Origin of the sequence: Henriciella sp. AS95 (assembly GCF_038900055.1) — a bacterium.
Lineage (GTDB): Bacteria > Pseudomonadota > Alphaproteobacteria > Caulobacterales > Hyphomonadaceae > Henriciella.
On the sequence record NZ_JBBMQM010000001.1, the window covers coordinates 15,670 to 36,209 of the forward strand.

Here is a 20,540-nt window from a genome sequence, read left to right on the forward strand (position 1 = left end):
AGCATGAACGTCCTCCCGCCAAGGATGTCAGTTTGACCATCTCACCCACCGCCAAAATCACTGTTATTATCGTGAATTATAATGGCGGCGAATATATCCATCGCTCGATTGACACCTTGCGGCACCAACAGTTTCCGGCTCATGAAGTTATCATTGTCGACAATGCATCGACAGACGGATCGGTGGACGATCTGGAACTGGGCGGTCTGGACAATGCCAGACTCATCCGGCTCGACGAAAATCTCGGATTTGCAAGAGCGAACAATATTGCTGCCGAACAGGCCAGCGGTGACTGGCTTGCGCTGCTCAATCCCGACGCATTGGCTGAACCGGACTGGCTATCGCAGCTCATGAAGGCGGCTGGCCGCCACCCAGGCGTCAACATGTTCGCGAGCGCCCAGCTTGATGCGGACAATCCGCAAATCCTCGATGGCGCCGGCGATGCCTATCATGTCCTCGGTGTACCGTGGCGCGGCGGCTTCGGCCGTCCGGCGAGCGAACTGCCTGGCGAAGGCGAGTGCTTTTCCCCTTGCGGCGCCAGTGCCCTCTTCAAGCGCGACACCTTCCTTGAGGCCGGAGGCTTCACAGAGTCGTTTTTCTGCTACTGCGAAGACGTTGATCTGGGATTTCGACTGCGCCTTGGCGGCGAGACATGTGTGTTTGTACCTGACGCGGTGGTGCGCCATCATGGCAGTGCGATTTCCGGTCGCTACAGTGACTTCACGGTGCGCCTGGGCACACGTAACAGGCTGAAGACCTACCTGACGAACATGCCGCCGCTCGCGCTGGCCCTGACGCTGCCGGGACATCTTCTGGCAAGCCTGTACCTGTACATTCGCGCCATCGGGAAATCGCATGCAAAAGCCATGCGCCAAGGCTTCACCGAAGGCCTGTTGGGCCTGCCTGGCATTTTGAAGGACCGGCGGAAAGCTCAGCGTACGCGCACACGATCCAGCCTGGACCTCGTGCGCGCCATGACATGGAATCCGGTCACACTTCACAACAGGCTTGCTGATGTGAGACCCTTCGCCGAAGACGCCGCCCGATCCGGCAAGCGATCACTTGATCCGTTGGAAAAATCGGAACGACCATGAGAAGAGCTGCCTCGTCGGCACCGCCCTTCAGATGTCATACCAAGAACCAGCAGACCGTTCGGGCCTAACGGCCTAGACGATGAGCCTAGTGGTCCAGAATCCCGGCCATTTCGAGACGCTGGATGACCATATCGGCAGCGGCTTCCGGCGTGAGCTTGTCGGTTTCGAGATGAATTTCCGGCTCCCTCGGAGGCTCGTACGGGCTATCGATACCGGTGAAATTCTTGATCTCACCAGCGCGAGCCTTCTTGTAGAGCCCTTTCACGTCGCGTTGCTCCGCAACTTCCAGCGGCGCATCGACGAAGACTTCCCAGAATTCGCCATCTGGCACCATCTGACGCACAATCCTGCGCTCGGCACGGAATGGTGAGATGAAAGAGACCAGCACAATCAGGCCAGCATCGACCATTAGCTTCGAAACCTCACCAACGCGGCGGATATTTTCAACGCGGTCGGCATCGGTGAAGCCCAAATCGTTGTTGAGCCCGTGGCGAACATTGTCCCCATCCAGCGAATAGGTGTGTTTATTCATGCCAACGAGGCGCTTTTCAACAATGTTGGCGACGGTCGATTTGCCGGCGCCCGAAAGCCCTGTGAACCAGAGAATGACCGGCTTTTGACCCTTCATTGACGCACGCACTTCTTTCGACACGTCCATCGTCTGTTTGTGGATGTTAGACGCCCGGCGAAGTGCAAAATTGATCAAGCCCATGCCAACGGTCTCATTCGTCATCCGGTCGATGATGATGAAACCGCCCATCCGGCGATTGTCATTGTACGCATCAAATGCGATTTCTCGGTCCAGCGCGATGTTGCAGATACCGATTTCATTTAGGTGCAGGGTCTTGGACGCTTCATGCGCCCGCGTATTCACGTCAATTTTGTACTTCTGCTCCGTGATCTGGACCTGGCACTCTCGAGCGCCAACCTTCATGACATAGGAGCGGCCGGGCAGCATCTCGCCATCCGACATCCAAAGCAGCGTGGCCTGGAACTGGTCCGAGACTTCTGCCGGCTCTTTGTCAGCACACAGAACATCTCCGCGGGAGATGTCGATCTCGTCTTCCAGTGTGAGCGTGATCGAGTGGCCTTCAACCGCCTCATCAAGATCTCCGCCCATCGCAACGACACGCTCGATCTTGCTGGACTTGCCTGACGGCAGCGCTCGAACCGTATCACCAGGCTTGATGGTTCCTGACAATATCTGACCGGCAAAGCCGCGGAAATCGAGGTTCGGTCGGTTGACCCATTGCACCGGCATCCGGAACGCTTTTTCCTGCGCGTCAGACTGTATTTCGATCGTGTCGAGATAGGTCATGATCGGCGGGCCGTCATACCACGGTGTGTTGGCGCTATTCTCGACGACGTTATCGCCCTTTAGCGCGGAAACAGGGATCGCCTGGATCGTCTCGAAACCGAGATCCTTTGCGAACTCACGATAGTCAGCCAGGATATTATCGTAGACCTCCTGACTATAGTCGACGAGGTCCATCTTGTTGATGCAAAGCACGACATGCTTGATGCCCACCAGCGACACGATGAAGCTATGACGGCGGGTCTGGGTAAGGACGCCCTTTCGAGCATCGATCATGACAATGGCGAGATCAGCCGTGGACGCCCCTGTTGCCATGTTGCGCGTGTACTGTTCGTGGCCAGGCGTATCGGCGACAATGAATTTACGCTGATCTGTGGAGAAGAAACGATAGGCGACGTCGATCGTGATGCCCTGCTCGCGCTCGGCAGCGAGGCCATCGACGAGAAGCGCAAAGTCGATCTCCTCGCCCTGGGTGCCAAATTTCTTCGACTCGTTCTTTAGAGAAGCGAGTTGGTCATCGAAGATCATCTTCGACTCGTATAGAAGCCGGCCAATCATGGTGGATTTGCCATCATCGACGGAGCCACAGGTGATGAAGCGCAATAGCGACTTCTTCAACTGGCTATCGAGATAAGCTTCGATATCGGTGAATTCGGGTGCAGCGTAACCGGCCATTAGAAATAGCCCTCCTGCTTTTTCATTTCCATTGACGCCGGCGCATCCTTGTCGATGGCCCGGCCTTCCCGCTCAGACGTCGTGGTGCGAAGCATTTCTTCGATGATTTCCGTAATGGTGGAAGCGCTGGATTCCACAGCACCCGTGAGCGGATAACAGCCGAGCGTGCGGAAACGGACGCGCTTCATCTCGGGCTTTTCACCCTCTTCCAGCGGCAGGCGATCATCATCGACCATCACCATGATGCCGTCGCGCTCAACCACTGGGCGCTCATCGGCAAAGTATAGCGGCACGATATCGATATTCTCCTGGTATATGTACTGCCAGATATCGAGCTCGGTCCAATTGGACAGCGGGAAAACGCGCACACTCTCGCCCGGTTTGATGCGCGTATTATAGAGCGACCAGAGTTCGGGACGCTGGTTTTTCGGATCCCAGCGATGCTGCGCGGATCGGAATGAGAAGATGCGCTCCTTTGCGCGGGATTTCTCTTCATCGCGGCGTGCACCGCCAATCGCCGCGTCAAACTTGTGCAAGTTGAGCGCCTGCTTCAGGGCCTGCGTCTTCATGATGTCGGTATGCATGGCCGAGCCGTGCGTGAACGGACCAATCCCCTGATCGACGCCTTCCTGATTAACGTGCACAAGCAGATTGATGGCAGGGTCATCCTTCAGCCTGTCGCGGAATTCGATCATTTCCTGAAACTTCCAGGTCGTATCAACATGCAGCAGCGGGAATGGCAGCGGTCCAGGATAGAAAGCCTTTCGCGCAAGGTGCAGCATCACAGAGCTGTCCTTGCCGATGGAGTACATCATAACTGGATTTTGCGCTGACGCGGCGACTTCGCGCAGAATGTGGATACTCTCGGCCTCAAGCCGGTCGAGATGTGTCAGTTTGGTCATGAGCTTTCCAGAAAATTTGGGACGTACGCGGCTAGTTAACAGGCGCCGTTTGAACGAACAATGTAGTAGCGGTCAACCGACACGCGGCATTTTTCTAACGTCAACTCAGGGATGTTCATTTCCCGACATTCGGGGCCGCAAATCGTTTGCCGCTGTCGCGCCTGCCATTCGCTTGACACCCTTGCCTGCCGCGCGCAAACCCTCCGCCTAAGCTTCGAAATCACGCCTCATGCGAACCTTGATCGTTATCCCGGCCAGAATTGGTTCAACGCGTTTCCCCGCGAAACCGCTCCACCCGATTGCAGGCCACTCCCTTGTATCGCGCGTCGCAGCCATTGCGCGGCGCGTTTCAGAACGAAATTCCGATGTTGCTTACGTGATTGCAACCGACGACCAGACGATACTGGACCACGCCGCCGACATCGGCGCTCCAGCGGTCATGACAGATCCCGCGCTGCCCTCAGGTACTGACCGCGCGCTCGCGGCGGCGCGAGCATATGACCAACAAGCGGACTTCGTCCTCAATCTTCAGGGAGACGCGCCCTTCACGCCGGCCGACTATCTCGAAGCGCTGATCGAAGTCGCCTCACAAAGCACCGCTGATGTCGTCACGCCCGTGGTGCAACTGGACTGGGCGACGCTTGATGTGATGCGCGACCAGAAAACACGAGAACCCTTCAGCGGCACCTGCTGCATTCGCCGCGAAGATGGCATGGCGCTCTGGTTCTCGAAAACGATCATCCCGTCCATTCGCAAGGAAGCCGCGATGAGGGCATCCGGCGGGCTTTCCCCTGTCTGGCGCCATATCGGGCTTTACGGCTATCGAATGAACGCGCTTGAGCGGTTTGCAAGCCTGCCTGTCGGCACCTACGAGGCGCTGGAGGGCCTTGAGCAGCTACGCTTTCTCGAGAATGGAATGTCCATCATGAGCGTCGCGGTAAAGCCCGGCGCGACGGCGATGTGGGGTATCGACACGCCAGAGGACGCTGCTTTCGCTGAAAAACTGATCGCCGAGCATGGCGATCCGATGGATGAACTCGGCTAATGGCACGTGACGTCTACATCGTTCGCCATGGCAACACCTTCGACAAGGGGGACACGGTAACCCGGGTTGGTGCCCGGACTGACCTGGACTTGTCAGTGTCCGGCCAGCAGCAGGCCGAAGCGCTCGCCCACCACTTCAAACAGGCCGGCATTGTGTTTTCTTCCGCTACCGCAGGCCCGCTCAAGCGTACACTGCAGACAGCGCGCACTATTCTGGCCACTCAGCCTGAACCAATTGAGCTGACGGTGAGCGAATTCCTGCGGGAGATCGACTACGGACCCGACGAGAACCAGCCCGAACCGGTCGTTATTGACCGCATTGGTGACGCAGCTCTGTCTGCCTGGGAGCACTATGCAACCGCGCCGCCGGGCTGGATCGTCGACCCGGAAGCCCTTGAGACGGCGTGGAAGGATTTTTTCAAGCAGCTCTACCAGAGTGAGGATGAGCGCCCCGCCCTGGTCGTGACCAGCAATGGCATCGCTCGATTTGCGTTACTCGCGGTCACACGAGAAAAAGCACCCACGGACCTCGCTCTTAAGCTGAAAACCGGCGCCTATGGGGTCATCCATCTCGGCGAGGACGGCCCGGCGCTGAAAGACTGGAATTTTCGTCCCTGATCGGGCGGCGCGCATGAATGACATGTCACCTCAGCGGTTGCCGTAGGCCGATGGGTTGGATAGTCGGAATTTTACAATTCCTCTGGAAAGTGCCGGCACCCCATGACCCCTCTCCGCTTCGCTGTGTTTGGTAAGAATGGTCTCGCTGCCGCACGGTGCCACGCTCTCGCTGCATGCGACGACACCATTATCGTGAAGACGTTTTCGCGCGAAGATATCGCGCATTATTCAGACGACGACTGGGATGCCGCGCTGGACACAGAGACACTCGATGCGGTGGTTTTCGCACTCGAACCTGCAATTGCTGTCAGCGCATCCATATCGGCTCTGAAAAAGGGGCTTCACGTCTTCAGCGAACTGCCGGGCGGCCAAAGCGTCGAAGACATTGTGAACCTTCGGGAGGCCGAGCGAGACTCAGGCGCCATTCTCAAATTCGGCTGCGGCCTACGACATCATGGCAGCGTTCGCGAGGCGCAAGCCGTGATTGCGGACGGGGCTTTTGGCAAACTGCTGACCGCTCGTGCCATTTATGGGCATGCGGGCGCGCCCTCCGGCCATTTCGCAAACACCTCTATCCTCAAGGGGCACGGTATTCAGATGCTGGACCTTCTGCACCTGTTTTGCGGCCCTTTTGAAAGCGTAAAGGCGATGTCATCGGGGCAGCCGAATGATGAAGCAAACGTCTTTGCACTCCTCCGGACGGCCGATGGCGCGATCGCGCAGTTACATTCATCATCGACATCCTGGCGCCAGACGTTCCGACTCGAACTCGGTTTTGAGCGTGGTTATGTCTGGCTCGACGGACACCTTCCCGGTCTTGAGGGTTATGGACCGGAAATGCTGATCCACGCGACGCTGTCGAAGTCGGAGCGCGGTGAACCGGTCGCCAATCCGGACGAAACAATTCGCGAGTTCACACAGCATTCCACCGCAAAGGAAGAACTGACGGAGTTTCTTGATGCGATCGCTGGCCGAGCGCCCCTCGGCCATGGAAACAGTCATCAGGCCTTCGACGCGATCAATATCGCGGAGCGTATTTGCGCCGCCTGTGAAACATGGGCATAACCCCGTCCGGACACCTAACCATCCGGCCCTGAGGAGCCTTTTCATGAGCTTGAAACCTGACCAACTCGCCCGTATCGCCCTCGATGCTGGCGCGCTGATCATGGAGATCTACTCCACCGATTTCGATGTTGAACGCAAAGGCGACTCGTCGCCCGTCACCGAAGCAGATCAGAAGGCGGAGGACCTCATTTTGAAGGGGCTGGCCGAGGCTGACCCAGAGCTTGATGTCATTGCTGAAGAGTCGGTCGCGGCAGGCCGTATTCCAGATCACGGGGCCCGCTTTGCGCTGGTTGATCCGCTGGATGGCACAAAGGAGTTCATCAACAAGAACGGCCAGTTCACGGTCAACATTGCGATCATCGAACACGGCAAGCCGGTCATGGGTGTTGTGTATGCGCCGGCTCTGAACCGCCTGTTCATGGCTGAAAGCCCAAGCTCTGCCTGGCAGGCAGACGTCAAACCCGGTGAAGCCGTCCCCGCCAGCGATGCGCGACTGCCGATGCACATCCGCAAGGCGCCGGAAGCCGGGCTGACCGCCATTGCGTCCAAGTCTCATCGATCGCCTGAAACGGATGAGTTTCTGGCTCAGTTCAAGGTGAACGAGATTATCTCTGCCGGTTCGTCACTCAAACTCTGCCTTGTCGGAGCCGGCGAGGCCGATATCTACCCCCGCATGGGCCGGACCATGGAATGGGACACTGCGGCCGGTCAGGCCGTGGCCGAAGCCGCGGGCGCACGGGTAATGTCCGACCAAGGTGTCCCGCTTCGTTATGGCAAGAAAGAGCGTGGCTATGACAACCCGCACTTCATTGTGTATGGCGACGTTACGGTTCCGGCTGGTGTGGAAACCCGCTAGACACTTTTCACTGCAGCGAAAAAGATTGACCATACCGGGTTGGCAGATATTTCCATTAGCTGAGCGGTGCGCATCTTAAATTCGGAAAGTAATAGTTTTGACCTCACCAGATTTTCTCTTCACCAGCGAAAGCGTTTCCGAAGGCCATCCCGACAAGGTTTGCGACCGGATCTCCGATGAGGTTGTGGACCTTTATTTCCGCGAGGCGATCAAGGCCGGCTACGACACATCCCGCGTTCGCGTGGCGTGCGAGACTGCCGCGACGACCAATCAGATCGCGCTTCTCGGTGAAATGCGCGGCCCCGATACGATCACGGCTGACATGGTGGAAGCCGTTGTCCGCGACGCCGTGAAGGATATCGGTTACGAACAAAGCGGTTTTCACTGGCAGTATCTAAAGCTCGACAACTGGCTGCACGGCCAGTCCGAAGACATTGCGGCGGGCGTTGATGAAGGCACCGGCACCTACACAGAAGAAGGCGCTGGCGACCAAGGTATCATGTTCGGTTATGCGAGCGACGAGACCGATGAGTACATGCCCGCGCCGATCTCCTTTGCGCACCGCATCCTGAAGCGGATGGCAGAGCTTCGCCATTCGGGCGAACGCCCGGAATTCGAGCCCGACGCCAAAAGCCAGGTCACGATGCGCTATCGTGACGGAGTACCCGTCGGCGTCGACGCGGTGGTGGTGTCCACCCAACATGGCGCCGGGTTTTCATCATCCGATATCCGCGAACTCGTCCGCCCGATTGTTGCCGACATACTGCCGGAAGGCTGGTTTCCGAAGGAAGAAAGTTTCTACGTCAATCCGACCGGCAACTTCGTGATCGGCGGCCCGGACGGCGATGCTGGCCTGACCGGCCGCAAGATCATTGTCGACACCTATGGCGGCTCAGCCCCGCATGGCGGCGGTGCCTTCTCAGGCAAGGACCCGACGAAAGTCGACCGGTCAGCTGCCTACGCGTCTCGCTACCTTGCCAAGAACGTTGTCGCGGCAGGCCTGGCCAAACGCTGCACGTTGCAGCTTTCCTATGCCATCGGCGTTGCCCAGCCGCTTTCAATCAATGTGAACCTGCACGACACGGCCAACACCGATGAGCGCGCGCTCGAAAAACGACTGATGGAAATCATGGACCTTTCGCCGCGCGGGATTCGCACGACGCTTGGCCTGAACCGTCCGATCTTTGCGCGCACAGCCGCTTATGGGCATTTTGGCCGCACACCGGACAATGAAGGCGGCTTCTCCTGGGAGCGCCTTGATCTGGTTGAGCAGCTGAAAGACCTGGCGAGCTAGTCAGAGACCGCACCGGATCAGGATACGGCGGCTTTCTTGCGTTCGACTTCCTTCAGGTGCCAATTGTAAGCTGTTTCGATGACGCTATCGACATCGGACTGAACCGGCTTCCAGCCGAGGATGCTCTCGGCTTTATCGGCTGATGCGACCAGTGCAGGCGGATCACCGGCGCGGCGCGGACCGATCGAACGCGGCACAGGCTTTCCGGTCACCCGCTCTACCGCATGAACGATTTCCATGACCGTGGTGCCCGTACCTGTGCCAAGGTTGAACGCTTCGGACGTGCCGCCGTCAAACAGATAGTCGAGGGCCTTCAGGTGCGCATCCGCAAGGTCCATGACATGGATATAGTCGCGCACGCAGGTGCCATCGCGCGTGTCGAAGTCGTCTCCGAAAACCGTCAGTTTGAACGTGTCGTTCAGAACGCCTTCAATGCACAGCGGAATGAGATGGGTCTCAGGCTCGTGACGCTCGCCAACTTCGCCATCAGGGCTGGCGCCAGCCGCGTTGAAGTAACGTAGTTTTACAGAGCGGATGCCGTGCGCAACTTCATAATCGTCGAGCACTTTTTCGACGAAGAGCTTGGACATGCCATACGGGTTGATCGGGTTCTGCGACATGTCCTCGGTCATCGGCATTTTTTCCGGCACGCCATAGGTCGCGCAGGTGGATGAGAAGATGATCTTGTCGCAGCCTGCTTTTGCCATCGCATCAAGAAGGCGAACCGTTCCGAGCGTGTTATTCTCATAGTACATGCCGGGCTTCTCGACGGACTCACCGACATAAGCGAGCGCCGCAAAGTGAGCCACGGCGTCAGGTTTGTGCTTGGCGAAGGCACGATCCAGCGCCTCGCTGTCCAGCAGGTCACCCTGTTCCAGCTCTCCCCAGCGAACAAATTCCCGCCAGCCTCGCGAGAGATTGTCATACACAACGACTTTCCAGCCGGCTTCAGCAAACGCCTTGCAGCAATGGCTTCCGACATAGCCGGCGCCGCCGGTCACGAGAACGGTTCTGGTCATGGCTCTGTGATGTTCCTCTGGATTTCATGTGACGGACAATTGACTGCGTGAGGCAGCCTTTGATCGAGATATGCAATAATGAGTCCTCACCGCCGCGCCTAGGCCGGATTCGCTTTTCAGGTGAAAAAGGAGATGGCGGTTTTGCTTGTGAAGGCGGGCCGAACCTGCCATTGCGGCAGAATATTATGCAGACCAAACCCCCAATTCTCGAAATATCAGAAGCCTTCGCAGATGTGTCCAAGGCTGCGACGTTCAGCAAATCTGTGCTGCGTTTTCGCAATACGCGCTGGGCCCGCCAGGTCGGGCTTGACCGGTTGAGCGACGATGAATGGATCGCCCATTTCGCAGCATTCACCCCCCTTGAGGGCAATCTTCAGCAGCCCTTGGCAATGCGCTATCACGGGCATCAGTTCGGCGTTTACAACCCCGAACTTGGCGACGGGCGCGGCTTTCTGTTTGCCCAAATCAGAGACGAGGCCGGCCGGCTTCTCGATCTTGGCACCAAGGGATCCGGCCAGACGCGCTGGTCGCGCCAGGGTGATGGCCGCCTGACCCTGAAAGGCGGGGTGCGCGAAGTCCTGGCTGCGCAATACCTCGAAGCACATGGCGTCAAGACATCAAAACCCTTCAGCCTGATCGAGACAGGCGAGGATTTGCAGCGCAATGACGAGCCGTCACCGACGCGCTCATCTGTTCTGGTGCGCCTGTCGCACAGCCATATCCGTTTCGGCACTTTCCAGCGCGTCGCTTACCTCGATGAGCGCGAGAACCTGGCCCGCCTGATCCGCCATTGCGCAGAGTATTATTATCCCGACACGCTCGACGACGACCTCGGCGTCATGGCCCCCGCCCTGCTGGATCGCATCACAGCGCAAACCGCCCGCATGGTCGCGCAATGGATGGCCTGCGGCTTCGTGCACGGGGTGATGAACACCGACAATTTCAACATTACGGGCGAAAGTTTCGACTACGGCCCGTGGCGTTTCCTGCCCTGGTCTGACCCGAACTTCACGGCGGCCTATTTTGACCAGCAAGGCCTTTACCGCTTTGGGCGTCAACCAACGCAGGGCCTCTGGGCGCTGCAACAGCTCGCGGCAACCTTCACCCTCATCTGCGACGCCGAGCCGCTCAGCGAAGCGCTACAGACCTATGAGAGCACCTATCAGCATGCACTCGCCGATCACAATCTGAAGCTGTTCGGCCTGAAATCCTCCGGTGACCTCAAGACCGATCTCACTTTCCTGCAGACCCTTTACAACTGGATGTCGGAGACGAAGGCGCCGTGGGCTCAGGTCTTCTTCGACTGGTTCTGCGGCCGACAAAGCGAAGCCCGCGCCAAGGCCAGCCCGATTGGAGAGCTCTATGCAGGCGAAGCCTTCGCGCCCGTCTTCGACCAGCTAAGCGGTTTCGAGCCCGACAGGACCGACCGCCTGGCCCACGCCTATTGGCAGCGCCGCTCGCCTGTGACTCTGCTCTATGATGACGTGGAAGCGCTTTGGGCCCCCATCGCTGAAAGTGATGACTGGTCGGCTTTTCATCAGGTTCTAGATGACATCGAGGACGCGAGACTTGCGCTCGACATCCCGTTCGAGAAAGCGGTTTCGAAGGCATAGCTTGCCCCTGCGACAGATTTTATCGCTGCGCTGCAGCAAAATTTGTGTCATCAAGCGATGAAACGCCTGAGAACATGCACAATGCCGGGCCCGGAGGACAATAAAATGGACGCAGCCGTCACCGATAAACCATCCCCCATTATGGGCGGATTGATCGAAGCCATGAACGAGGCTGTCGTCAGCCTGGAGGCCTATGGCGAAGACGCGAAAGCCTCGATGAAGGGGAAACTTGCGCCCGGCGGAAAGCCCGACCGCAAGCTTCTGGAAGTGCATCAGCACGCCGCCCACGGTCTCTCATGGGTCATCACCTATGTCGAAACGCTGCGCGAGACCGCCCATTGGGCCGAGCGGATGCAGGCGGAAGGCAGGTTCGGCGAGATCGAGCAGCTGCTGTCGCAAATCCTGTTCTCCGAATATTGCGCCCAGCTGATCGGCGGCATTCCGATGAACCAGGGCGAGATCATTCGCCCGGCCGATCTCGGGGTGACCAAGGCTGGTATGGAGCGCCTATTCGACCCGGCTGTGCAGCGCTTCCTGACCGAAGGCAAGACATCCGACGCGCTCGCCGCCGCTGCGAAGCACCTGCCCGATGCCCTTGGCCGCGCCACGGTGGAGGAAACCGGTCTCGACGAAACGCTGACCATGATCCGCGACCAGTTCCGGCGCTTCTCCGATGACCGGATCGTGCCGCATGCGCATGAGTGGCACCTCAAGAATGATTACATCCCGATGCCTGTCGTCGAGGAAATGGCCGAGCTCGGCGTGTTCGGCCTCACCATCCCGGAAGAATATGGCGGACTTGGCCTCGGCAAGACGTCGATGTGTGTTGTCTCCGAAGAGCTGTCGCGCGGCTATATCGGGACCGGCTCGCTGGGTACGCGCTCCGAGATCGCCGCTGAGCTTATTCTCATCGGCGGAACGGACGCGCAGAAAGAAAAATATCTGCCGGCAATTGCGAGCGGCGAAATCCTGCCAACCGCGGTTTTCACGGAACCCAATACCGGCTCCGACCTCGGCAGCCTGAAGACACGCGCTGTCAAAGACGGCGACACCTACAAGATCACCGGCAACAAGACGTGGATCACCCACCCGGTCCGCGCGGACCTAATGACGGTGCTCGCCCGGACGGACCCGTCGACCAATAATTTCTCGGGTCTCTCCATGTTCCTGGCAGAAAAGCCACGCGGCGATGACGCGACCCCGTTTCCTGCTGACGGCATGACGGGCGGCGAAATCGAAGTCATCGGCTATCGCGGCATGAAGGAATACGAGATCGGCTTCGATGAGTTTGAAGTGCCCGCGAAGAACCTGCTTGGCGAAACCGAGAATATGGGTTTCCGCCATCTGATGGCGACGTTTGAAGGCGCGCGGATCCAGACCGCTGCCCGCGCCATCGGTGTCGCCCAATGCGCCTTTGAACTTGGCCTGCGCTATGCGCTCGACCGCACCCAGTTCGGCAAGCCGATCTTCGAATTCCCACGGGTGTCCAACAAGCTCGTCATGATGGCCGCTGAGCTCGTCGGCCTGCGCCAGCTCACCTATTTCTCGGCCCGCCAGAAAGATAGCGGCAAGCGCTGTGACCTCGAGGCCGGCATGGCGAAACTGCTCGCCGCGCGCGTGTCATGGGCTGCGGCGGACAATGCGCTCCAGATTCATGGCGGCAATGGCTTTGCGATGGAGTATCCGATCTCCCGCGTCCTCGCTGACGCCCGCATCATGAACATTTTCGAAGGCGCCGGCGAAGTGCAGGCCATGGTGATCGCGAGGCGGCTGGTCGAGGGCGGGAACTAACCTCCAAGATTGCCGATGAGGTCACTGACGCCGTGTACGAGGCGTTCGGCGAGGCCGTTACCGACTTCTTCCGGGTCGGCAAATTCGTTTTCGGCAAGAGGGCTTGATTCCCCTTCAACTTCGTCGCGCTCGAACAGCTGAAGCGATCGGCCAGCGCCCATAAGGGCGCGGATAGCAGCAACGAGACTGCCCCCTGCTTGCTCGACAGCATCCGCCAGCGCGTCCCTGCTCACGCCGAGATGCTCGCTGACGAGGCCGCTGCGCATGTGCGAGATGGTCGCCCGGATCTGGTCCGGCGCCTCGCACTGGCTAGCCTCCACGGCGAGATCGCACTCGGTATCGAAGCCCATGGACCGATTATTGAGATTGGACGAGCCGACCCGGATCAGGCCGTCATCCACAATCATGATCTTGGCGTGGACGTATATTGGCGCTTCGCTCTGTGTAACCGGGAAGCAGGCCAGCAGGCGGTGATGCCTGTCATGCTGCCAGAGATGTTCCAGCATCCGCCGCCGCGCGCCGTCCATTGCCTCCTGGCGCAGCCACCCTTCGGCATTGCGCGGCAGGACGAGAATGACTTCCGGCCCATCCTCTTCGGCCAGACGGTTGGCGATGGCGCGCGTCAATTTTGCAGAGGCGAGGTACTGGCTCTCAATGTAGAGCGTGTCGCGGACGGTCTCGATCGCGCGCAGATAAAGCGCTTCGATCTCGCGGACCTCGTCATAGTCTTCATAGTCGGGATATGTGCGGGCGATAGCAACGGGTAGGTTTTCAAAAGTCGTTTCAAGCTCTGGCCAGACAGATTCACTGTCGCAGTTTGGAGGTTCAAGCGCTTCATCGGTCGCGCGTTGCCAGCGCTCACGTGCGAGGTTCCCCAGTGCGCACGCTAGCGGCCCGGAAACAGCGACTGTCGCGTCGTGCCAGGGTTTCGGGCTTTCGTCATCGCCCGGCAGCGCGCGGCAGGGCTGCTCATCGAGATGTTCACACGTGTCCCAGCGCCCAGCCGTCATGTCGATGCCACCGCAGAATGCCAGCTGATTATCGATCACGATGATCTTGGAATGATGTGCGGCGCCAACGGGGTGGCTGGAATCGAGATGGAAATGGAAATTATCGTGAAACCGCAGTGGCTTCAGCGCAATGGGCAGCATGCCGCGCATCACGGACTGCATCGCGCCGACATTCCACTTCAGCATATAAAGCTGCAGATCCTCGCGCTCTTTCGACATCCAGGACAGGAAGTCGCCGAGAGTGTTCGGGCCTTCCAGCGTCTTGCCGTCAGGCTCGAAGGCAATGCGTGTGTCAAAATCCCAGCCGACCATCATGATGGTCTTCTGCGCGTTCAGCATGGCCTGCTTCACCGCCCGGAAATAATCCTTTCCGTCGATGATGATGCGCATGCGTTCAGCCGTCTCAATGCGCTGGCAGGTCTCGCCGGGGACCAGGATTTGCGTTGTCTGCATAAGAGGGTAACGCGGGGCGATGCAGGCGGTTTCCCAGTCAGCCGAACACCTCTGTGCCCGCCACCTGCTTAGCGTTCGAGCGACATCAGCCTGACGGCCTGCGTGCCAGACTCCCGGTCCCAGTGATAGGTTCCGGGCGTGGCGTCTTCCTGTGAGGCAGAGATGAAGGTGACCGGCCACAGGCAGGTCGCCACGAAGCTGGCAAGCGTGCGGTGCGCAAATTCCGGTTCACTGTTGGTGCCCTCCGCCGGCAGGACGGTGTAGCCCATCACATACTGGCCAAGCGTCGCGCGCCCGAAGACACCGTGCAGCCAGAAATAGCAGAAGACCAGCGTCACGCCGAACAGCACCGCCGCTGCGACCTGCACCATGGACATGAGCGGGTGCAGCACCATGAACAGGGCGGTGAGGTCAATCGCGAAGGCGGCAAAGCGGCGCCAGAGCAGCACGGGCTCCGTCGTTTCGATCGTGTCGGTTTCAGGAAAGTAGCCAAAGGCGAAAGCGCCGAGGGCGAGGCCGGTAAACAGGTGCACAGAATCGCCATCCGGCAGCAGGCCGAGCTGTGGAACGCCCACCCAGATCCCGAACAGGATCAACAGAACTGAAAGGACCATCCAGCGGTTCATCGCACCTCGCATTAGCGCCCTGCCATCCACGCTCGTCAATGTCCGCCGGCCCGTTAACTGTAAGTTTTTTGGGCCCGTCTCTGACACGGTGGATCGACATGTCGGTCCTGCGCCTCTACACGCTTGCCGCATGGACGAAGCCGACTGGAATTTTACCGAGCAGCAGGCCGAAACGGTCTGGACGTGCGAACAGCTGCGCGACAAGCAGAATGTTGAGCCGCACAGTGAGATCATGCTCGATCTCTTCTTTGTGCCGATCGACGGCGAGGATGCGCGCCGCGAGGCTTTCGAGAAGGCGCTCGGCGCGTTCGGCTATACCGTCGATGAAGAGGCCGAAGCGCCGCAGGTTGCCGCCTCGATAGGCCCCATTCCCTTCACCCCGCAGGATATCTGGCTGCACGAAGAGCGCACGACCAAAATGGCTCTGGCCCGTGGTTACAAGCCGGATGGCTGGGGATTTGCCGAACCTGAATAGCCGGCCCGCCGCTTAATTGGCGGTATCGACTGGCAGCTCGCACCGATTGCCGATTTTCTCAAAGGGCTTGTCACAGGCCCAGCGATCACCGCCAAAATCGAGATGCGCATTCTCCGGCAGGATGATCTGCTCACAGCGATCGCCGACAGGCTGGAACCCCCGCTCACATGTCCAGGACTGGCCATATATGGAGTCAGACAGGAAACCGTTCTCCGGCACCCTGACTTTCTCGCACTGCGTTTCTGTAGCCTTGTATCCGCGCTCGCACTCCCAGCCTTTTCCGTACCGGACATCGACCATGAAAGCATTTTCAGGGACGTTGACGGCCAGACACTCGTCGAGCTGGAGGCGGAAGCCGCGCTCACATTCCCATCCCCTGCCTGACGAATTCAGGAACGCATTGTCCGGGACCGGGATTTCGATGCAGGCATCGCCGCGCTCGGTGTACCCGCGCCTGCAGGTCCACCCTTTGCCGAAATCGCGGCCATTGATGTAGGCATTGTCAGGCACCTGGACCTGCGAGCATGAGCCCGGTTCGATTTCCTTGTAGCCACTCTTGCAACGCCATTTCTTGCCGTAAGCATGCTCCACGGAATTCTCCGGGATCCCGCCATCCGTGGAGGCAATTTCAATGGTTTGCGATGCGGCCTTTGAGAGACCGAAACTGGGCAGGACGCATAGGCCGACTGCGACAAGCAGGACGGCGCGAAAATTGGAAAACATGTGATTGGCTTTCGGAGCAAAACAGCCTGAAGGCGAGTCCGCTACGATTTGGCCGACACGATAAACAAGGTCAGACACCTTGAGAATACAGCATCTATCTGCCCCGGCGAGCTGACTGTCAAACGCTTATTCTTTGGCCCCGCTGCGGCGCGGTGCGGCTGGACACGCTTGACTTCGCTCCGCTTCAGCGTGATCCACCTTACATGGACGCATCGCCGACAAATATCGCACACAGCATTGAGCTGGCCGTTGCGCCTGTGTTTCTGATTGCAGGTATCGGCGCGCTTCTGACCGTCCTGACCAACCGCCTTGGCCGCGTGGTCGACCGGTCTCGCGGGCTCGAGATCGAGCTTTCCGAAGAAGGCGTGATAGATACCCACCCACGGTTGCGCGCGGAAATCTGGCTGCTTGATCGGCGTATCTCTTGGATCAACCGGGCGATTGTGCTGTCCACCGCAGCGCTCCTGCTGGTTTGTCTCGTCATCATGACGCTGTTCACCGGACAGCTTTTCGCAGCCGACGTGTCCGGTGCCGTGGCCGTCCTGTTCATTCTCGCCATGGCCGCCCTTATTGCCGCGACGGGCAGCTTTCTCTGGGAGATCCATGTCGCGGCCGCGATGCTCCGCGTGCGCACCGACCTTATGGAAAAGGTCCGAAACCGGCGCGAAAAGAAAGCGAAGTTCTGGAAAAAGATCTTCTAGATAAGCCTGCCACGGACGCCGTGTGATCGCCTGGACTATACAGTGCATCAAGTTGGATGGCGCTCAATGACGGCAAAGTGGTGATCGCAAACCCGTTCCGCCATACAATCGCCTGTTCCACCAACAATTGCTGCAAAATCGTCAATTGCTCAGCAAGAAATGGCTGAACATGATCGATAATAGCTTGGCAGAGAAACAGGAAGGACACTCGTGCCGTGCGCATACTCATCGTGAATCCGCCTCATCCGGCAATTGGGAGCCGCATTCCTGACGACCACCTTCCGCCGCTGGGCCTTCTGTCCATCGGCGGGCCGCTTCTCGATGATGGTCATGACGTGACGCTCCTGGATGCCGAATTCGGGCCGCTGACGCTTGCAGACATAAGGGGCGAGATTGCCAGGCACGCGCCAGACCTCCTGCTCATTGGCCACTCTGGATCGACCACGGCGCATCCGGTGTCGTGCCGCATCGCGGAAGATGCAAAAGCGGAACTGCCGGAACTCATTGTGATATATGGCGGCGTCTTTCCCACTTATCACTGGCGCGACATCCTGAGCGAACTGCCGCAATTCGACATCATCGTTCGCGGAGAGGGCGAGGAGACTTGCCGCGCGCTTGTCAGGGCGATCGATGCGGGTGAACCGCTTGATGGAGTCGCCGGCCTGTCTTACCGCCGCAACGATCAACCTGTCTCTACCCCCGCGCGCGAGATCATCGGCGACCTCGACGCCTACCGGACTGGCTGGGAGCTGATAGATCACGCCCGGTATTCCTACTGGGGCGGCAAACGGGCCGTCGTTGTGCAGTTTTCTCGCGGGTGTCCACATCCCTGCAGTTATTGCGGCCAGCGCGGTTTCTGGACGCAATGGCGTCACAGGAACCCTGAGACATTCGCCGCAGAAATCGGTCGTCTCCACCGCGACCATGGAGTCGAGGTGTTCAACTTCGCCGACGAGAACCCGACCTCGTCGAAGAAAATGTGGAAGCGCTTCCTTGAAGCCCTGATCGCGGAGAATATCGATGTCACGCTGGTTGGCTCGACGCGCGCCGACGATATCGTGCGCGATCGCGATCACCTCCATCTCTATAAACAGGCTGGCGTCGAGCGCTTCCTGATGGGAATGGAGAACACCGACGAGTCCGTCTTGAAGAAAATCCGCAAGGGCGGGTCCACGACAACCGACCGCGAGGCAATCCGGCTCATGCGCGATCACGGCATGCTGTCCATGGCAACTTGGGTGGCCGGCTTCGAGGAAGAAACCGATGCCGATTACTGGCGGGCGCTGCGCCAGCTTCTTGCCTATGATCCCGATCAAATCCAATCGCTCTACGTTACGCCGCACCGATGGACGCCATTCTTTTCCGAAGCTGCCGGCCGAGAGGTGATTCAGGGCGACCAGTCAAAATGGGATTACAAACACCAGGTGCTCGCCACCCGTCACGTGCCGCCCTGGCGCGTCTTCCTGTGGTCCAAGATCATAGAATTCGTCCTGCAGGCCCGCCCAAAGGCGTTATGGCGCCTGTGGACCGAAAAGGACCCCAAATTACGCCACGCACGCAACTGGTATTACCAGATGGGTCGACGCGTCTGGTTCCACGAAGTCTTCGGTTTTCTTGTCCGGGACAAGCGCTGGAAAAAAGGCCCGACGGTCGCCGAGTTCTGGGGCGAGTCACTGGAAGATGAGGAAGAAGCGCTCGCGAAGCCGGCGCGGCGAAAGGCCGTTACATTGCCGATTGGCCGAGGGGCAATCCGGGGCTCAGCACCGCCAGCAGAATGATCGCGGCGCCAAGCAGATAAAGGCCGAGCGTGACGACGAAGCGTGCGCCATACTTGCCCGCCTTTGGAGCGATCTGGATGTCTATATGCCCTTTTGACTGAAGGGCTTTCTCAATCGCCTCCAGCCTATCTTCATACTGGCCTTCCAGCTTACGCACCCGATCGACCACGAAGCCCATCAATATGGTGATGCCGCCGAGTGCATATCCTAACAGATCCAATGGCACCCAGTTGGTTCCCGGCAATATCGCCAGAGACGCAAGCAATAGCGCGAACAGGAAGGCCACCGATTGCCAGTACAGGCGCCCAAAATGAAGCCTTTGCTCGGACAGGACCTGATACTGAATCAAGAGTGGCTCAACCATCAGATGTCTCTCCTATCGGCAGGCTGTATTGTGCGTGTACCGGAGATGGAACGGGTCGGCCAGAGCGTAAGAGGTATGGCAAATTCTGACCAGACGGCCTGTAAGCCGGGTTCTGTCCAGCGCATAAAGCGCCTGTGCAGCCATTCCTCTGGGAGCTCTCTTACGAGAGCCCTCACGCGACACACCCGGGGCGCGGGCTGGAAACGGCCCATGCGCGCCCCCTATTTGGTCTTGCTCCAGGCGGGGTTTACCATGCCAGGACTGTTACCAGCCCCGCGGTGGGCTCTTACCCCACCCTTTCACCCTTACCAGCCGCAAGCGGCTGGCGGTCTGCTCTCTGTGGCACTTTCCCTCGGCTCGCGCCGGGCGGACATTATCCGCCGCCTTGTCTCCATGGAGCCCGGACTTTCCTCCAGCATGCCGTTACCAGCATACCAGCGGCTGCCCGGCCGTCTGGTCAGGGGGCGCATATAATCAACCCACGCACAAAACGCCAGAGTCTTGTCTGGAACCGGCTGCAGGCTGCCCCGTTCTTCAGGGATGAAACTAAAGTCAGCCCTCCTCCTCGCCCCGGCCATGCTTGTCATGACCGCCTGCTCACCAGACGCCCCTACATCTGAAGAAAGTGCGCCGACGCCGCCCATGGAAACGCACGGGAATGACGTCATCCCAGACGATGCGACCGTACCGGCAGCTGAGAAAAAACCCGCCGAAGAAACCGCCACGATTGGCGGAGATGGCTCTGAAATCACGCTCAACGAAATACGCGTCGAAGATGCTCAGTCGATTGAGGGTGAACTCGGATGCGGCTTCAAGACGCCAGCGGGTGCCACCATCCTTGTCGCAAAATCGAATGTGGCTGATGACGCCAGGCCGCGCGCCGCCATCAATCACAATGGCTATTCTGAAATCCTCGTCAGCACATCCGAGGGCGGCTTCAACCGCCTTGAACGCGAACCGGGCGAATTTGGCGGCAAAGGCCTCACCATCACGATCGAGCTTGGCGATGAATCGCTGACGGCCGCGAACACGGAACAAACGTCGAAATTTGCGAGCATGGACGTCCAGCGCGGCGACGGCGCCAGCCGGGTCTATGATGGCGAGTGGATTTGCGGCCCCTAGCC

Annotated in this window: 19 protein-coding genes and 1 other RNA gene; 12 read left to right on the plus strand and 8 right to left on the minus strand. The window is 58.9% G+C overall.

The window, feature by feature from the left end; all coding sequences use genetic code 11:
* Positions 1-32: 32 nt before the first annotated feature.
* Complete coding sequence (locus tag WNY37_RS00075; RefSeq protein WP_342971415.1) at positions 33-1,094, plus strand: glycosyltransferase family 2 protein; 1,062 nt, start codon at positions 33-35, stop codon at positions 1,092-1,094.
* Positions 1,095-1,179: 85 nt separating this feature from the next.
* Here WNY37_RS00075 and cysN read toward each other — a convergent pair whose 3' ends face one another.
* Both cysN and cysD read right to left on the minus strand, forming a co-directional pair.
* Positions 1,180-3,084 carry a sulfate adenylyltransferase subunit CysN gene (gene cysN, locus WNY37_RS00080; protein ID WP_342971416.1) on the minus strand — a complete coding sequence of 635 codons (1,905 nt, stop codon included), beginning with the start codon at positions 3,082-3,084 and terminating at the stop codon, positions 1,180-1,182.
* On the minus strand, positions 3,084-3,986 hold the full coding sequence (gene cysD / locus WNY37_RS00085; RefSeq protein WP_342971417.1) for a sulfate adenylyltransferase subunit CysD: 903 nt from the start codon (positions 3,984-3,986) through the stop codon (positions 3,084-3,086). Before cysD ends, cysN begins: the two co-directional genes overlap by 1 nt.
* Before the next feature lie 229 nt (positions 3,987-4,215).
* On the opposite strand from cysD, the gene WNY37_RS00090 reads away from it, so the two are divergent.
* The 5 genes from WNY37_RS00090 to metK all read left to right on the plus strand — a co-directional run bounded on the left by WNY37_RS00090 (position 4,216) and on the right by metK (position 8,863).
* A complete protein-coding gene (locus tag WNY37_RS00090) occupies positions 4,216-5,031 on the plus strand; it encodes a manno-octulosonate cytidylyltransferase (protein WP_342971418.1) in 816 nt (271 codons plus the stop codon).
* Positions 5,031-5,648, plus strand: a complete 618-nt coding sequence (locus WNY37_RS00095; protein ID WP_342971419.1) for a histidine phosphatase family protein — start codon at positions 5,031-5,033, stop codon at positions 5,646-5,648. Before WNY37_RS00090 ends, WNY37_RS00095 begins: the two co-directional genes overlap by 1 nt.
* Positions 5,649-5,750: 102 nt before the next feature.
* Positions 5,751-6,713 (plus strand): Gfo/Idh/MocA family oxidoreductase, encoded by a 963-nt coding sequence (locus WNY37_RS00100; RefSeq protein WP_342971420.1) that lies wholly within the window; start codon positions 5,751-5,753, stop codon positions 6,711-6,713.
* A 43-nt stretch (positions 6,714-6,756) separates the two neighbouring features.
* The gene (gene cysQ, locus WNY37_RS00105) at positions 6,757-7,569 is read left to right on the plus strand and encodes a 3'(2'),5'-bisphosphate nucleotidase CysQ (RefSeq protein WP_342971421.1); all 813 of its coding nucleotides are present in this window, start codon (positions 6,757-6,759) and stop codon (positions 7,567-7,569) included.
* 97 nt (positions 7,570-7,666) lie between these two features.
* Entirely contained in the window at positions 7,667-8,863 is a 1,197-nt protein-coding gene (gene metK / locus WNY37_RS00110; RefSeq protein ID WP_342971422.1) for a methionine adenosyltransferase, read from the plus strand.
* A gap of 17 nt (positions 8,864-8,880) precedes the next feature.
* Here the strand turns inward: metK and galE are convergent, their stop codons facing one another.
* Positions 8,881-9,882, minus strand: a complete 1,002-nt coding sequence (gene galE / locus WNY37_RS00115) for a UDP-glucose 4-epimerase GalE (protein ID WP_342971423.1) — start codon at positions 9,880-9,882, stop codon at positions 8,881-8,883.
* Positions 9,883-10,067: 185 nt separating this feature from the next.
* Between galE and WNY37_RS00120 the strand changes: the two genes are divergently transcribed.
* Together WNY37_RS00120 and WNY37_RS00125 are read left to right on the plus strand one after the other, a co-directional pair.
* Positions 10,068-11,495, plus strand: coding sequence for a YdiU family protein (locus WNY37_RS00120; RefSeq protein ID WP_342971424.1), 1,428 nt, complete (start codon positions 10,068-10,070; stop codon positions 11,493-11,495).
* Between the two features lie 162 nt (positions 11,496-11,657).
* Complete coding sequence (locus WNY37_RS00125; protein WP_342974853.1) at positions 11,658-13,286, plus strand: acyl-CoA dehydrogenase family protein; 1,629 nt, start codon at positions 11,658-11,660, stop codon at positions 13,284-13,286.
* On the opposite strand, the gene WNY37_RS00130 is transcribed toward WNY37_RS00125, so the two are convergent.
* Both WNY37_RS00130 and WNY37_RS00135 read right to left on the minus strand, forming a co-directional pair.
* Complete coding sequence (locus tag WNY37_RS00130; RefSeq protein WP_342971425.1) at positions 13,283-14,749, minus strand: phospholipase D-like domain-containing protein; 1,467 nt, start codon at positions 14,747-14,749, stop codon at positions 13,283-13,285. The two genes, WNY37_RS00125 and WNY37_RS00130, sit on opposite strands and share 4 nt — an antisense overlap.
* A gap of 68 nt (positions 14,750-14,817) precedes the next feature.
* A complete protein-coding gene (locus WNY37_RS00135; RefSeq protein ID WP_342971426.1) occupies positions 14,818-15,363 on the minus strand; it encodes a hypothetical protein in 546 nt (181 codons plus the stop codon).
* A 142-nt stretch (positions 15,364-15,505) separates the two neighbouring features.
* On the opposite strand from WNY37_RS00135, the gene WNY37_RS00140 reads away from it, so the two are divergent.
* The gene (locus tag WNY37_RS00140) at positions 15,506-15,850 is read left to right on the plus strand and encodes a hypothetical protein (RefSeq protein WP_342971427.1); all 345 of its coding nucleotides are present in this window, start codon (positions 15,506-15,508) and stop codon (positions 15,848-15,850) included.
* Positions 15,851-15,862: 12 nt separating this feature from the next.
* On the opposite strand, the gene WNY37_RS00145 is transcribed toward WNY37_RS00140, so the two are convergent.
* Positions 15,863-16,573 carry a hypothetical protein gene (locus tag WNY37_RS00145; protein ID WP_342971428.1) on the minus strand — a complete coding sequence of 237 codons (711 nt, stop codon included), beginning with the start codon at positions 16,571-16,573 and terminating at the stop codon, positions 15,863-15,865.
* A 203-nt stretch (positions 16,574-16,776) separates the two neighbouring features.
* Between WNY37_RS00145 and WNY37_RS00150 the strand changes: the two genes are divergently transcribed.
* The gene (locus tag WNY37_RS00150; protein ID WP_342971429.1) at positions 16,777-17,274 is read left to right on the plus strand and encodes a DUF2721 domain-containing protein; all 498 of its coding nucleotides are present in this window, start codon (positions 16,777-16,779) and stop codon (positions 17,272-17,274) included.
* A gap of 215 nt (positions 17,275-17,489) precedes the next feature.
* The gene (gene bchE / locus WNY37_RS00155) at positions 17,490-19,052 is read left to right on the plus strand and encodes a magnesium-protoporphyrin IX monomethyl ester anaerobic oxidative cyclase (RefSeq protein WP_342971430.1); all 1,563 of its coding nucleotides are present in this window, start codon (positions 17,490-17,492) and stop codon (positions 19,050-19,052) included.
* Here the strand turns inward: bchE and WNY37_RS00160 are convergent.
* Both WNY37_RS00160 and rnpB read right to left on the minus strand, forming a co-directional pair.
* Positions 18,997-19,416, minus strand: coding sequence for a hypothetical protein (locus tag WNY37_RS00160; RefSeq protein ID WP_342971431.1), 420 nt, complete (start codon positions 19,414-19,416; stop codon positions 18,997-18,999). The genes bchE and WNY37_RS00160 overlap by 56 nt on opposite strands.
* 85 nt (positions 19,417-19,501) lie before the next feature.
* Positions 19,502-19,873, minus strand: an RNA gene (rnpB, locus tag WNY37_RS00165) — RNase P RNA component class A.
* Positions 19,874-19,956: 83 nt separating this feature from the next.
* Between rnpB and WNY37_RS00170 the strand changes: the two genes are divergently transcribed.
* Complete coding sequence (locus WNY37_RS00170; RefSeq protein WP_342971432.1) at positions 19,957-20,538, plus strand: hypothetical protein; 582 nt, start codon at positions 19,957-19,959, stop codon at positions 20,536-20,538.
* Positions 20,539-20,540 lie beyond the last annotated feature (2 nt).

Bases quoted from the DNA above. Each gene is read 5' to 3' on its own strand.
- cysN (WP_342971416.1), bottom strand. From the start codon at position 3,084: ATGGCCGGTTACGCTGCACCCGAATTCACCGATATCGAAGCTTATCTC.
- cysD (WP_342971417.1), bottom strand. From the start codon at position 3,986: ATGACCAAACTGACACATCTCGACCGGCTTGAGGCCGAGAGTATCCAC.
- WNY37_RS00090 (WP_342971418.1), top strand. From the start codon at position 4,216: ATGCGAACCTTGATCGTTATCCCGGCCAGAATTGGTTCAACGCGTTTC.
- WNY37_RS00095 (WP_342971419.1), top strand. From the start codon at position 5,031: ATGGCACGTGACGTCTACATCGTTCGCCATGGCAACACCTTCGACAAG.
- WNY37_RS00100 (WP_342971420.1), top strand. From the start codon at position 5,751: ATGACCCCTCTCCGCTTCGCTGTGTTTGGTAAGAATGGTCTCGCTGCC.
- cysQ (WP_342971421.1), top strand. From the start codon at position 6,757: ATGAGCTTGAAACCTGACCAACTCGCCCGTATCGCCCTCGATGCTGGC.
- galE (WP_342971423.1), bottom strand. From the start codon at position 9,882: ATGACCAGAACCGTTCTCGTGACCGGCGGCGCCGGCTATGTCGGAAGC.
- WNY37_RS00120 (WP_342971424.1), top strand. From the start codon at position 10,068: ATGCAGACCAAACCCCCAATTCTCGAAATATCAGAAGCCTTCGCAGAT.
- WNY37_RS00125 (WP_342974853.1), top strand. From the start codon at position 11,658: ATGAACGAGGCTGTCGTCAGCCTGGAGGCCTATGGCGAAGACGCGAAA.
- WNY37_RS00130 (WP_342971425.1), bottom strand. From the start codon at position 14,749: ATGCAGACAACGCAAATCCTGGTCCCCGGCGAGACCTGCCAGCGCATT.
- WNY37_RS00135 (WP_342971426.1), bottom strand. From the start codon at position 15,363: ATGGTCCTTTCAGTTCTGTTGATCCTGTTCGGGATCTGGGTGGGCGTT.
- WNY37_RS00140 (WP_342971427.1), top strand. From the start codon at position 15,506: ATGGACGAAGCCGACTGGAATTTTACCGAGCAGCAGGCCGAAACGGTC.
- WNY37_RS00145 (WP_342971428.1), bottom strand. From the start codon at position 16,573: ATGTTTTCCAATTTTCGCGCCGTCCTGCTTGTCGCAGTCGGCCTATGC.
- WNY37_RS00150 (WP_342971429.1), top strand. From the start codon at position 16,777: ATGGACGCATCGCCGACAAATATCGCACACAGCATTGAGCTGGCCGTT.
- WNY37_RS00160 (WP_342971431.1), bottom strand. From the start codon at position 19,416: ATGGTTGAGCCACTCTTGATTCAGTATCAGGTCCTGTCCGAGCAAAGG.
- WNY37_RS00170 (WP_342971432.1), top strand. From the start codon at position 19,957: ATGAAACTAAAGTCAGCCCTCCTCCTCGCCCCGGCCATGCTTGTCATG.